The following is an 11,898-nucleotide window of genomic DNA, read 5'->3' on the forward strand; positions in this document are numbered from 1 at the left end:
AGAATAAGCCTGAAAGGCGTTGTTTCATGCGGATTTTCTCGACACTGGCCATTGGTGCCCTGACCCTCGCCCTCGCCGCCTGCATGGGCGGCGGTAATCTCTCGCAATCCGGGGGCAGCCCGACCGTGATCAAATATGGCCGCGACATGAACCCCGATCCCGCGAAAGTGGCTGGGCTGAACCAATGGGTCATGGGCTTTCGCGCCCGCGCCAATGCCTCGGGCATTTCGGATGCGACCTTCGATCAGGCCTTCCGCGATGTGGTCTATAACCCCGAGGTGATCCGCCGCTCGCAAAATCAGGCGGAGTTCACCAAATCCCTCTGGGAATATCTGGAAACCGCCGCTTCGGAAAAACGCGTCGCCAATGGCCGCGCCATGCTGGCGCAATATGCCGGGGCGCTGAGCCAGATCGAGGCCACCTATGGGGTGGACAAAGAGGTGGTCGTGGCCGTCTGGGGCATGGAAAGCTCTTACGGTGAAAAGCGCGGCGACCTGCCGCTGATCGAGGCGCTGGCCACGCTGAGCTATGACGGGCGGCGGGCCGAGTTCTTTCAGGGGCAGTTGATCGGCGCGCTGAAGATCCTGCAATCGGGCGACATCGACCCGCGCCACATGACCGGAAGCTGGGCCGGGGCGATGGGGCACACGCAGTTCATCCCCACCTCTTACCTCGCCTATGCGGTGGATTTCACCGGCGACGGGCGGCGCGACATCTGGTCGGACGATCCGACCGACGCGCTGGCCTCTACCGCGGCCTATCTGGCCCGGTCAGGCTGGCAGATGGGCCAACCCTGGGGGATGGAGGTCACGCTGCCCCCGGGCTTTGCCGCGCAGGTTTCCGGCAAAAGCGCCAAACGGTCAGGCGCGGAATGGCGGGCGATGGGCATCACCCGCGCGGCGGGCGGATCGGTGCCGGATGGGCAGGCGGCGCTGCTGCTGCCCTCGGGTATCAAGGGCGCGGCCTTCCTGATCTACCGCAATTTCCACGCGATCGAGCGCTACAACGCCGCTGATGCCTATGTGATCGGCGTGGGGCACCTGTCGGACCGGCTGAAAGGCGGCGGCCCGCTGCGCACGCCCTGGCCTGCGGGGGACCAGACACTGCGGCTGGCCGAACGGGTGGAGTTGCAGGAACGCCTGACCAGCCTCGGGTTTGACACCGGCGGCACAGATGGCAATGTCGGCGCCAAGACCTATGCTGCGGTCAAAGCCTTCCAGACCTCGCGCGGCTTGGTGCCCGACGGCTACCCCGACCGCGACCTGCTGGACCTGCTGCGCCGGATGTGAACCCGCGCCGGGGGGCTTTGCGCCCCCCACCGGGCACCGCCTGCGGCGGCACCCGCCCCCCGCAGGGTATTTTTCCAAAGAAGAAGGCTCATAACGTTTTCTTAACCGGAATCAGATGATCTGAGTCTGCGGTACAGGCAGGGGTGCCGATGACCGCCAAAGGAGAAGGCGCCCTGCGGGGAAGGCTTGTAGCCAGTCCCGTCGGGGCGTCTCGCTTTGCTTTGTCTTCTTCTTTGCTAAAAATACCCGCAGGGGTCCGGGGGCAAGGCCCCCGGGGGTGCCACAAGTGCAAAGGCCGGGTGGCGGCGCGGATCAGGCGCTGACAGCGGCGTAACGGTTGGGGCGCCGCCTTCTTGCCGGATCAGCGCCCGCGCCAGGCGGCGAGGATATAAGAGGCCGTCATCAGATCCAGATGCGCCCCGCCCCCATTCTTGGCGATGGTGATCTCTTCCGCCGAGCGGCGCCGGTAATGACCGGCAGGCAGATCGTAGAAATCGGCCTGAATATCTGCTTCGGAGATCACGCCGCGGGCGATCGGATCCTTGATCTCGCCGATATGGTGGATGGTGGTCTGGCGGCTGTCCACGAACAGGGTGGCGCGGGTCAGGGCCTCGTCATCCACCTCGCGCATGTCGGGGCGATAGGCGCCGATCAGGTCCAGATGCTGGCCGGGGCGCAGCCAGGCGCCTTGGATCAGGGGCCGGGTGCTCATCGTGCAGGTGCAGAGGATGTCTGCCGCGCGCACCGCGCTTTCCAGATCGTCGGCCACCGCCACGCCGGTCTCTGCCGCCATGGCCTGCGCTGCGGCCGGGCTGCGGTTCCAGACGGTGAAGCGCGCCTCGGGGAAGCTGGAACGATAGGCCGACACCATCGAGCGTGCCACCGTGCCCGCCCCCACCAGCAGGATCTCGCGGCTGTCGGGGCGGGCCAGTTTGCGGGCCGACAGCAGGCTGTCGCCCGCCGTTTTCCACTTTGTCACCAGATGGAAATCGACCAGCGCCTCCAACTCGCCCGTCTGGTCGCCATAGAGCGTGACCGCACCATTCACCGAAGGTTTGCCCAAGGCGCCATTGCCCGGAAACACGGTGGCGCATTTCACCAGCTGGCCCAGCCCGTCGATCCAGGCGGCGCGGTTCAACAGCGTATCGGCGCGGCGATACAGGAAGGTATCGGCGATTTCGGCGCGGGGCAGGGCGTGGCCCGTCTCGAAGGCGGCGCAGAGTGACAGCCAGTCCAGTTGTGCCTCGGCCTCGGGGCCGATCAGTTCCACTTTCATAGTCCCGCTTCCTTCTCTGTCAGCAATTCCGCCGCCACAAGGCGCCGCGCCCAGCCCTGCCAGCCTTCGAACCGATGGGTCTGCCAGCCGCGCGCCTGTGCCGCGGCGATATTGTCGGCGCGGTCATCGGTGAACAGCAGCCGCCCCGGCGCCACGCCACAGTCGGCCTCGACCATTTCGTAGATGCGCGGGTCGGGTTTGATGACCCCCATATGGCCAGACACGAAAGCCTGATCGAATTCGGTGAGAAAGTCATACTGGGTCTGTGCATAGGCAAAACTGTCGATGCCGAAATTGGTCAGCGCAAACACCGGCACCCCGCGCAGACGCAGCGCGCGCAGCAAGGCGATGGAGCCTTCGATCCGGGGCGAGGCAAGGTCGATCCAGTTGTCATGCCACATGCGGATTTCGGCCGCCCAGTCGGGGTGGCGCTCGGCCCAGGCATAGACGGTTTCGCGGAATGGCGCCCCGGCATCCACCGCATCATTCATGGCATGCAGATCGACCTCGGCAAAGAACGCCTCGCGCTCGGCCCGGCCCAGCGTCCAGTCATAGAACCGTTCGGGGTTCCATTCGATCAGCACATTGCCGATGTCGAAAATTACGGCTTCGATGGTCATGTCCGCGTCCTGAGGATGGTTTCTCGCCAGAGCGTATAAAGACCCGCGCCGCAGATCAGTGCAATCCCGAACCATGCGGTCAGATCCGGCCATTGGCCAAAGAACGTGACGCCCCAGAGGATTGCCAGCGGCATGGCGGTATATTCGAACGGCGCCACCACGGCGGCGGCGCACAGCCGGTAGGCCTGGCTGATCATCAGCCCGCCGATGGCAACCGACAGGCCGGTCGCCAGAAAGGCAGGCAGATCGGCCAGCGGTGGCCAGACCCATTCCCGGAACAGGAAAGCCAGCGAGGGGTTGGCCGAGCCCGCCAGATGCCCGTCTCCGACCACCATGCCCATGGTCGCGCTGACCAGAATGAAGCCGACCTGCACATAGAAGTTCATCGTGGCGGCGCTTTCGCTATCCTTCATCCGCCGCGTCATCATATGGGTCGAGGCATAGGTGCAGGCCGAGATCAGCACCAGAACCGCTGCGGGCTGAAACGCCCCGGCGCCGGGGCGCATCATCACGATCACCCCCACCAGCCCCACTGCCACCGCCGCCCAACGACGCGGCCCGACCTGTTCGCCCAGCACCAGCACCGACAGCAGGGTCACGACCAGCGGGCTGACAAAGGCGATGGCCACCGCATCGGCCAGCGGCAGCGCCGCCAGCCCGAGGAAATAGGTGATGTTCGACAGCATCACGAAGCTGACGCGCAGCAGATGCCCGCGCCAGCGCGCCGTGCGCAACTGCCGCATCCCGCTGCCGGTCAGCGCCATGAAGCCGATCAGGAAGGCCATGCTGATCGCCGAACGCGTCAGGATCACCTGATGCAGCGCATATGACCCCGACAGCGATTTGATCGCCAGATCATTGACCGAAAGGATGGCGCTGCCGCCGATGGCCGCAAGGATGCCAAGCAGGGTGGTGCGGGAAAGGCTGCTGCCGGAAGATGCGCGCGTCATGGGGCGCAAATTCCGTCGGCGGGGGCCGGTTGTCTGTTCCGGGCGCGACATTTGGGGGCGGTCCTGTCACGCCGCTGGAACCCTGAAGCAAATGGCCCCGCAGGGTGTATAGTTCATTCCAGATACAGCCTTTTGGCGAAAGCCCCTTCATCCGCTCTGCGAGGTTTGCCATGACCCCTCCGCCAAAGACACCCCAACCTATGTTGCCGCCCGATTTTGCGGCGGGAGTTTCGGTCATAGGTTTCGTGCTCTTGTTGCTTCACACATCCAAGGTGCTGGTGCTGGATGACAAGATCCTGATCCTGTTCGCAATCTGCATCTTTGCTTGGGTGCTGCCACGCATCACCAAGTTCAAATATGGCGATCTGGAGCTTGAGCTGGCCGAGGTGAAGGCTGAACAGGCGCGCATCGTCGAAGCATTGGCGGAACCGCCAACCGGACCCGAATCCTTCAAGGTGGCAACGCTGATCGAGGGGGGGACGGATGGCCTCGGCGCTTTGACCGGCGTCCTTGCGTCGCGCAAGGTGCTTGTGGCATTGGCCGAGGGGCCATACCCTTTTCGTTCGCAGGCGGCGCTGGTCCGGCGCACAGGCTTGACGGCGGACACGCTCGCACGCGAGTTGCAGGCGCTGGCAGAGGGCGGTCAGGTGGTTCAGGTGCGCGGCAAGGCCGGGCAGCCGCTTTGGGGTATCACCACCAGCGGACGAGTTGCGGCTACCTGACGCGTGCCACCCGCACCATCCGCTCCAGCGCCTCAAGAAACCGCGAACGGTCGGCCTTGCTGAACGGCCGCCCGCCGCCTTGCCGGAACGGGTCGGCGCTGCGCAGATCCTGCATCAGATCGCGGGTGGCCAGCACATTGCCGATATTGGCGGGGGTCAGCGCCTCGCCATTGGGTTTGATGACCTGCGCCCCGGCCTCCACGCATTTGGCGGCCAGCGGAATATCCCCGGTCACCACGATGTCGCGCGGCCCGGCGCGTTCGGCGATCCATTTATCAGCCTCGTCCGGCCCGGCGCTGACGAACACGCTTTCCACCAGAGGGTTGGCCGAGGGGCGGATGCCGCCATTCGACACCAGCACCATACGCAGGCGGTGGCGGGTGGCCACTGCCTCTGCCTCGGTTTTCACCGGGCAGGCATCGGCGTCGATATAGATCACCGGCTCAGTCATACAGCGCCGCAGCGTGGAAGCCGATGTGATCCTCGATGAAGGTCGAGACGAAGAAATAGCTGTGGTCATAGCCCTTCTGCATCCGGGTGATGCCACCCTGCCGCCGCGCCGCCATCGCCTCGGCCAGCGCTTCGGGCTTCAGCAGGTCGACGAACTGGTCCGAGCCGCCCTGATCAATCAGGATCGGGCCGTCAAAGCCGCGCTTCCGCATCAGCAGGGTCGCATCATATTGCGCCCATTTGCTTTCATCCTTGCCCAGATAGGCGGTGAACTGCTTGCGCCCCCAGTCGGAGGCCGTCGGGTTGGCAATCGGCGCGAAGGCGGAGACCGAGCGGAAGCGGCCCGGAAAGCTCATCGCGATGGTCAGCGCGCCATGGCCGCCCATCGAATGGCCCATGATCGCCTGCCGCTCTTCCGCGACCGGGAAGGCGTTGAACAGGATGCGCGGCAGATCGTCGGTGACGTAATCCCACATGCGGAAATGGGTAGACCACGGCTTTTCGGTGGCGTTCACATAGAAGCCCGCGCCCTGACCCAGATCATAGGCGTCATCATTCGGCACGCCTTCGCCGCGCGGCGAAGTGTCGGGGAACACCAGCGCCAGCCCGGCCTCGGCGGCCCATTTCTGCGCGCCCGCCTTCACCATGGCGTTTTCATGCGTGCAGGTCAGGCCCGACAGATACCAGACCACCGGCACCGGCCCGCGTTCGGCCTCTTCCGGCAGGAACAGGCCAAAGGTCATGTCGCAGCCCGTGCTCTCCGACGCATGGGTATAGACACCCTGCACACCGCCGAAGCAGCGGTTTTCGGAAATGGTTTTCATCGGTCCTCCTCAGCCCGTTATCCAGGCTATCACGGCTGTCACGGTCAGGATGCTGGCCGCGGTTGAGATCAGGATGGCGGTGGAGACGCGCTGCGGCGCCACGCCATAATGCTGGGCGAGAATATACACATTCCCGGCGACCGGAAGGCTTGCTGCGGCGATCATCACGCCCGCCGCGCGCGGGTCCACCGGGAAAATCCAGAAGGCGGCGATGGCGCACAGCGCCGGATGCAGGATCAGCTTGGCGAAGGACAGCCAGACCGCATCGCCAAGCCGTGCCGCGCCGCGCCCGGCCAGCGAGGCGCCGATGGCAAACAGCGCGCCGGGGGTGGCGGCCCCGCCCAGCAGGGCCAGAAACTCGTTCACCGGGCCGGGCACCGGCAAGGCCAGCCCCGACCAGATCAGCCCCAGCACGATGGACACCACCATCGGGTTCTTCAGCCAGCCCGCCGCCAGCAGCCGCAGCGTGTGCAGGCCGATCTGCCCGCCCCGCGCCCCGGTGATGATCAGCGTGATCAGCGACGAGAACACCACCATATCCACCGTCAGCACCATCAGCACCGGCCCCGCCGCCGCAGGCCCCAGCAAGACCACCAGCATCGGCACGCCCAGAAAGCCGGTATTGCCCGATTGCGCGCATTGCGCCTCGATCGCCGCCTCTTCCAGACTGCGCCGCCGCAGCAGCGCCACCGCCATGGCCAGCGCATAAAGCAGCGAGGAGGCCGCCAGATAGGCCAGCACGAAGGGCAGATCGAAGATTTCGGACAGGCTCAGATTGGCGGCAAAGCGGAACAGCATGGCCGACAGGGCGAAGTAGAAGACGAATTTCGTCAGCCAGCCCACCGCATCGGGCGGAAAGATGCCGCGGCGGCCTGCCCAGAATCCCACGCCGATCAGCGCGAAGAAGGGCAGGGTTTTCAGAAGGATGGGAAGCATGGGGCCCCTGCGCTGTTGGCCCAGCGTTTCATTTCCGCGCGCCCGATGCAAGCCATGGCCGTGCTGGCCTTCGGCCCCCGCCCGCCTATTTTCTGTTCGAAAATATCCTCGGGGGGAGGCCGAAGGCCGTGGGGGGCAGACAGCCCCCCTGCCACAGATCCGCCGGGCAATCGCCGGTCAGTAGATCACCACGCTGCGGATGCTTTCGCCCTTGTGCATCAGATCGAAGGCCTCGTTGATCCGCTCCAGCGGCATGGTGTGGGTGATCATGCTGTCGATCTCCACCTTGCCGTCCATGTACCAGTCCACGATCTTCGGCACATCGGTACGGCCGCGGGCGCCACCGAAAGCGGTGCCTTTCCACACCCGGCCCGTCACCAACTGGAAGGGCCGCGTCGAAATCTCGGCCCCCGCAGGCGCCACGCCGATCACCACCGAAACGCCCCAGCCGCGATGGGTGCATTCCAGCGCGTCGCGCATCACCTTCACATTGCCGGTGCAGTCAAAGCTGTAATCCGCCCCGCCGATCTGGTCGGCCTCGGTCTTGGTCAGGTTGACGATCGCCTGCACCACCGAGCCTTCAACCTCTTTCGGGTTGATGAAATGGGTCATGCCGAATTTCTCGCCCCATTCCTTCTTGTCGTTGTTGAGGTCCACGCCGATGATCATGTCGGCCCCGGCCATTTTCAGGCCCTGAATCACGTTCAGCCCGATGCCGCCGAGGCCAAACACCACCGCTTTCGCGCCGATTTCCACCTTGGCGGTGTTGATCACCGCGCCGATGCCGGTGGTCACGCCGCAGCCGATGTAGCAGATCTTGTCGAAGGGCGCGTCGGGGCGCACCTTGGCCAGCGCGATTTCCGGCATCACCGTGTGGTTGGCGAAGGTGGAACAGCCCATGTAATGGTAGATCGGCGTGCCATCCAGCATGGAAAACCGTGTCGTGCCGTCGGGCATCAGGCCCTGACCTTGCGTGCTGCGGATCGCGGTGCAGAGGTTAGTCTTCTGGCTGAGGCAGCTCGGGCATTGCCGACATTCGGGGGTATACAGCGGGATGACATGATCGCCGGGTTTCAGCGTGGTCACGCCGGGGCCACATTCGATGACGACGCCCGCGCCCTCATGCCCGAGAATCGCCGGAAACAGCCCCTCCGGGTCAGCCCCCGACAGGGTGAATTCGTCGGTGTGGCAAATGCCGGTCGCCTTGATCTCCACCAGAACCTCGCCCCATTTCGGGGCATCAAGGTTCACCTCCATGATCTCAAGCGGTTTTCCGGCTGCAACAGCCACGGCGGCACGAGTGCGCATGGGCCTCTCCCTCTGTCAATTTGCGCCAAGCTGTGCGAAACAGGCGATAATTGCAACGCGGGAAACGGCACTTATGAGCGGACTTGCGAAATCCACGGCACTTCTTCTGACGCTTTTCATGGCGGCCTGCGCGCCGGCGCCCGAACCGGCGCCGATGCCGGTGCAGCCGGTCGTCCCCCCGGGGATCGACCCGGTGACCGGCCAGCCGATCGATCTGACGCCGGGCCTGAACGACCGGGAGCCTGACACCTGCCACGCGGCGGATGTGCAGTATCTGATGGGCCAGACCGAGGCTGCGGTGACGGCGGCAGGGCTGACACGCCCGACGCGGATGGTGATTCCGGGCGGCATCTTCAGCCAGGAAGAATACAACTCGTTCCGGGTCAATTTCTGGACTGACAGCACCGGCCGGATCATCCGCATTTCCTGCGGCTGAGGCCTTGTAACCCACAGTTGATCGGTAAAGCCGCACTGCACCTTGTCGGGGGCGTGCGGCTTCGTCATGCTTTGACTTTGGGCAGAGGAGGATTGGTGATGCGGAAATGGATGGCAGGCGGGCTGGTTGCAGGGCTGCTGGCGGGGTGTGTGGCAGAGGCGCCCTATCCGGGGCCGATGCCTCAGCCCGAGCCGCCCGGCGGGCGCTGCGGGGCGGCGGAGTTGCAGGGGCTGGTGGGGCAGAAAGCCTCGGTCCTGGACACGATGCGCTTTTCGCAGCCGGTACGGGTGATCCGGCCCGGCATGGCGGTGACAATGGATTATTCGGCGGAGCGGCTGAATATCGAGATCGGCAATGCCGGCAAGATCAAGCGGGTAAGCTGCGGCTGAAGCTGTCGCGCCCCGGCCAGGCCGGGGCGCAGCCGGAATTACAGGCGATAGGCGGTGTGGCAGGCCTTGCAGGCGCCGCCGATCCCGGCCATGCCCGCCTTCACGCTGTCCAGCGTGCTGGCATCCAGCGCAGTGGCCGCCGCATTGGCAGCACCTGCCTTTGCCACGAAATCATCCCAGTTCGCCCAGATTTCGGGCTTGGCCTCGGAAACCGGGTCCGTCGCCTGCACTTCAAATTTCGCAGCGATCTCGGCAGTGGCGGCCACCAGTTGCGCCTTGGCTGTCGCCGCAGCAGCCGCATCGAACGCAGCCTTGCCCGAGGCCATGTCACCCAGAACCTTGGTGTTCATGCCGACGATTTTCATCAGTTCAACCCGCGCGATCACGGTCGGGTCTTTCGGCGCGTCCTTGGCGAAGGCCATGGTCGCGGTGAGCAGGGTCGAGGCGAGGATGATCTTGGAAAGTCGTTTCATATCGGGCTCCTGGCTGGAATGGAGGGACCAGTATAGGAGGCGGAAATGACGGGGCGATACGGCCCAAGGTCCGATTGAGGCGCGATCACGCGAAATTGCGTGTGCGCTCGGAAAGCGGAAATTTGACATATGCAGGGGGATTTATTTGGTCGGAGCGAGAGGAGCATAACCCGGTTTTCCGTAAGCCACGATTTTCTCACAAATAACTGTAATTGCTTGCGTTTTAGAGATCAATATGTAACACACGACTGTAACACACGGCCCTTCCACATGGTGCGTTTCATGTCCAATATCAGCCATCTTTTCCGGCGTGGCGCCGCCTATTCCGCGCGGATCAGAGTTCCCCTTGATCTGGTGGAAGTCATAGGCCGGAAGGAACTGGTGAAGGCGCTTGGAACCTCCGACCTTGCCGAGGCGAAGCGCCGCCTGCACCCTGTCATTGCGAACTGGCACCGCGAGTTTGACGACATGCGCGCCCGGCGGGTGCTGGTGCCTGCTGACCGCGAACACGCGGTTTGGGATCAATACACCGCCAGCCTTGCCCGCGACGATCAGGCCCGCGCTGCCCTACCGGGCGAAGCCGAGGTGCAGGCCGCGAAGGCCGAAGCCATTGCCCGGATCGAACGCGACGACATCAGCGGCCTTGACCCTCTGGCGGTATTGGACGCGGGGCTTGACCTGATGGTGGCGCAGCGCTTGGCGGACGTGTCATCCGAACACCGCAAGGTAAAGCTGGCCGATCTGCGGCAGCACTTGGCGAAGGGCGAAACGGCGCTGATCGCCCACGAGGTTGACGCCTATCTGAAAGCGAACCGCCTTCTGGTGAACCGTGGAACGCCGGAATGGATCAGCCTCGCCCGGCACATGATGCGGGCCGAGGCTGAGGCGCTGGAACGCAGCCTTGAACGGGATCGGGGCGATTATTCGGGCCAGCCGCGCGACCCGCTGGTGAAGCCTGCCGTTGGCCCCCGCCGATCTGCCCAAGAGGTTGCGCCGCCCGGTGAAAGTGTTGCCGAGGCTGTCGCGGCCTTCAAGAGTGAGAACCCGCGCAGCGTGTCCAAGAGCCGGATTGAGGAATCTTGCCGGGATATTGGCATCTTCATTGAAACGATTGGCCCTGACTTCCCCGTTGCCAAGATCGGCAAGCAACACGTCCGGGTGTGGAAGGCGCTTCTGCGGAAGTATCCTGTGCGGGCGACTGAGGTTGCCGCCTTTCGCGGCATGAACATTGAACAGATCGTCAAGGCGAACGAGGAACTGCAACGCCCGGTGCTGTCTGACCGCACGGTGAACCGCTACCTGTCCAGCCTTTCGGCCTTCTGCGCGTGGGCTGTCGATAACGGCTATATGACCGACAACCCCTGTCCGGGCATGTCGCTGCCTAAGGAAAAGCAATCCAAGACGCTTCCCTTCACCAGTGAGCAAATGAACACCCTGTTCACCTCGCCATGGTTTGCGGGCTGTCGCAGTGCGGATGAATGGCGCAATGTCGCCAAGCCCGGTGATGTGCTGATCCGCGATCACCGCTATTGGGTGCCACTGATTATGCTGTTCTCTGGCGCCCGGCCCGGCGAGATCGGGCAACTTGCGGTGAATGACGTTCGGCAAGAGCATGGTCATTGGATCATGCACATTACGACCGAAGGCGACAAAATTGCCGAAGGCAAGTCTGTGAAGACTGGCGGTTCAATGCGCGTTGTGCCGATCCATCCTGAACTGATCCGGCTGGGCTTTATCAAATACCATGAAGGCCGGGTGAAAGAGGGGGGCACCGCGCTGTTCCCCGGTGCCAAGCGCAATGAACGGGGGCAGATGATGTCTGATGTGTCGCGCGAGTTCGGAAAGTATCTTGTGCGGATCGGCCTTAAAGTGGGCCGGGGCCTGTCGCTCTATTCCTTCCGTCATGGGGCTGCCGATGCGCTGCGGCGGGCGGGCCACCTTGACCAGCAATTCGGCTTCATCCTTGGACATGCAGAGCCGACGACAACCGGGAAATATGGGATCATGCCGCAAGGGATGCTGGAACAGCGGGTGGAACTGGTGAACGCGATTGCCTACCCCGGCCTGAACTTGGATCATCTGGCGGCGTGATACTATAACAAAACCCTTGCGGGCGGATTCTGCGCTGTGGTATTATGATACCGTAGTGCAGTTAACGAGTTCCCCATGGGTATCATGTCCAGCCTCGCCCGCGTTGTCGGGCGGGGCGCTTCTGAACAGAAGTC

The 11,898-nt window shown here is 64.0% G+C and carries 13 protein-coding genes; 5 read left to right on the forward strand and 8 right to left on the reverse strand.

Going from position 1 to position 11,898, the window contains the following annotated elements:
* The first annotated feature begins 26 nt into the window (after window positions 1-26).
* Window positions 27-1,289, forward strand: a complete 1,263-nt coding sequence (locus BMX43_RS14210) for a lytic murein transglycosylase (RefSeq protein ID WP_091302501.1) — start codon at window positions 27-29, stop codon at window positions 1,287-1,289.
* Window positions 1,290-1,650: 361 nt separating this feature from the next.
* Here BMX43_RS14210 and BMX43_RS14215 read toward each other — a convergent pair whose 3' ends face one another.
* From BMX43_RS14215 to BMX43_RS14225, 3 genes are read right to left on the reverse strand one after another with little or no spacing between them, the layout of a single operon-like run.
* A complete protein-coding gene (locus BMX43_RS14215) occupies window positions 1,651-2,565 on the reverse strand; it encodes an ornithine cyclodeaminase family protein (protein WP_091302503.1) in 915 nt (304 codons plus the stop codon).
* The gene (locus BMX43_RS14220) at window positions 2,562-3,185 is read right to left on the reverse strand and encodes an HAD family hydrolase (RefSeq protein WP_091302504.1); all 624 of its coding nucleotides are present in this window, start codon (window positions 3,183-3,185) and stop codon (window positions 2,562-2,564) included. The genes BMX43_RS14215 and BMX43_RS14220 overlap by 4 nt, the downstream gene beginning before the upstream one ends.
* The gene (locus tag BMX43_RS14225; protein WP_091302506.1) at window positions 3,182-4,135 is read right to left on the reverse strand and encodes a DMT family transporter; all 954 of its coding nucleotides are present in this window, start codon (window positions 4,133-4,135) and stop codon (window positions 3,182-3,184) included. Before BMX43_RS14225 ends, BMX43_RS14220 begins: the two co-directional genes overlap by 4 nt.
* Window positions 4,136-4,386: 251 nt before the next feature.
* Between BMX43_RS14225 and BMX43_RS14230 the strand changes: the two genes are divergently transcribed.
* Window positions 4,387-4,857, forward strand: coding sequence for a hypothetical protein (locus tag BMX43_RS14230; protein ID WP_139201593.1), 471 nt, complete (start codon window positions 4,387-4,389; stop codon window positions 4,855-4,857).
* Here the strand turns inward: BMX43_RS14230 and BMX43_RS14235 are convergent.
* From BMX43_RS14235 to BMX43_RS14250, 4 genes are all read right to left on the reverse strand, one after another.
* Complete coding sequence (locus BMX43_RS14235; protein ID WP_091302510.1) at window positions 4,850-5,308, reverse strand: YaiI/YqxD family protein; 459 nt, start codon at window positions 5,306-5,308, stop codon at window positions 4,850-4,852. The genes BMX43_RS14230 and BMX43_RS14235 overlap by 8 nt on opposite strands.
* Complete coding sequence (fghA, locus tag BMX43_RS14240) at window positions 5,301-6,131, reverse strand: S-formylglutathione hydrolase (RefSeq protein WP_091302511.1); 831 nt, start codon at window positions 6,129-6,131, stop codon at window positions 5,301-5,303. Before fghA ends, BMX43_RS14235 begins: the two co-directional genes overlap by 8 nt.
* A gap of 9 nt (window positions 6,132-6,140) precedes the next feature.
* Window positions 6,141-7,067: an AEC family transporter gene (locus BMX43_RS14245; RefSeq protein WP_091302513.1), complete on the reverse strand. Its 927-nt coding sequence runs from the start codon at window positions 7,065-7,067 to the stop codon at window positions 6,141-6,143.
* Between the two features lie 177 nt (window positions 7,068-7,244).
* Window positions 7,245-8,375, reverse strand: coding sequence for an S-(hydroxymethyl)glutathione dehydrogenase/class III alcohol dehydrogenase (locus BMX43_RS14250; RefSeq protein WP_091302515.1), 1,131 nt, complete (start codon window positions 8,373-8,375; stop codon window positions 7,245-7,247).
* Window positions 8,376-8,448: 73 nt separating this feature from the next.
* On the opposite strand from BMX43_RS14250, the gene BMX43_RS14255 reads away from it, so the two are divergent.
* The gene (locus BMX43_RS14255) at window positions 8,449-8,811 is read left to right on the forward strand and encodes an I78 family peptidase inhibitor (protein WP_175482123.1); all 363 of its coding nucleotides are present in this window, start codon (window positions 8,449-8,451) and stop codon (window positions 8,809-8,811) included.
* 98 nt (window positions 8,812-8,909) lie between these two features.
* Entirely contained in the window at window positions 8,910-9,200 is a 291-nt protein-coding gene (locus BMX43_RS14260; protein WP_245749479.1) for an I78 family peptidase inhibitor, read from the forward strand.
* A gap of 38 nt (window positions 9,201-9,238) precedes the next feature.
* Here BMX43_RS14260 and BMX43_RS14265 read toward each other — a convergent pair whose 3' ends face one another.
* Entirely contained in the window at window positions 9,239-9,673 is a 435-nt protein-coding gene (locus tag BMX43_RS14265) for a c-type cytochrome (RefSeq protein ID WP_175482124.1), read from the reverse strand.
* A 282-nt stretch (window positions 9,674-9,955) separates the two neighbouring features.
* Between BMX43_RS14265 and BMX43_RS14270 the strand changes: the two genes are divergently transcribed.
* Window positions 9,956-11,764, forward strand: coding sequence for a site-specific integrase (locus BMX43_RS14270; RefSeq protein ID WP_091302569.1), 1,809 nt, complete (start codon window positions 9,956-9,958; stop codon window positions 11,762-11,764).
* The last annotated feature ends 134 nt before the right edge of the window (window positions 11,765-11,898 follow it).

This window comes from Gemmobacter aquatilis, from assembly GCF_900110025.1.
Taxonomy (GTDB): domain Bacteria; phylum Pseudomonadota; class Alphaproteobacteria; order Rhodobacterales; family Rhodobacteraceae; genus Gemmobacter; species Gemmobacter aquatilis.

Bases quoted from the DNA above. Each gene is read 5' to 3' on its own strand.
- BMX43_RS14220 (WP_091302504.1), bottom strand. From the start codon at position 3,185: ATGACCATCGAAGCCGTAATTTTCGACATCGGCAATGTGCTGATCGAA.
- BMX43_RS14225 (WP_091302506.1), bottom strand. From the start codon at position 4,135: ATGACGCGCGCATCTTCCGGCAGCAGCCTTTCCCGCACCACCCTGCTT.
- fghA (WP_091302511.1), bottom strand. From the start codon at position 6,131: ATGAAAACCATTTCCGAAAACCGCTGCTTCGGCGGTGTGCAGGGTGTC.
- BMX43_RS14265 (WP_175482124.1), bottom strand. From the start codon at position 9,673: ATGAAACGACTTTCCAAGATCATCCTCGCCTCGACCCTGCTCACCGCG.
- BMX43_RS14255 (WP_175482123.1), top strand. From the start codon at position 8,449: ATGAGCGGACTTGCGAAATCCACGGCACTTCTTCTGACGCTTTTCATG.
- BMX43_RS14250 (WP_091302515.1), bottom strand. From the start codon at position 8,375: ATGCGCACTCGTGCCGCCGTGGCTGTTGCAGCCGGAAAACCGCTTGAG.
- BMX43_RS14270 (WP_091302569.1), top strand. From the start codon at position 9,956: ATGTCCAATATCAGCCATCTTTTCCGGCGTGGCGCCGCCTATTCCGCG.
- BMX43_RS14215 (WP_091302503.1), bottom strand. From the start codon at position 2,565: ATGAAAGTGGAACTGATCGGCCCCGAGGCCGAGGCACAACTGGACTGG.
- BMX43_RS14210 (WP_091302501.1), top strand. From the start codon at position 27: ATGCGGATTTTCTCGACACTGGCCATTGGTGCCCTGACCCTCGCCCTC.
- BMX43_RS14245 (WP_091302513.1), bottom strand. From the start codon at position 7,067: ATGCTTCCCATCCTTCTGAAAACCCTGCCCTTCTTCGCGCTGATCGGC.
- BMX43_RS14235 (WP_091302510.1), bottom strand. From the start codon at position 5,308: ATGACTGAGCCGGTGATCTATATCGACGCCGATGCCTGCCCGGTGAAA.
- BMX43_RS14260 (WP_245749479.1), top strand. From the start codon at position 8,910: ATGCGGAAATGGATGGCAGGCGGGCTGGTTGCAGGGCTGCTGGCGGGG.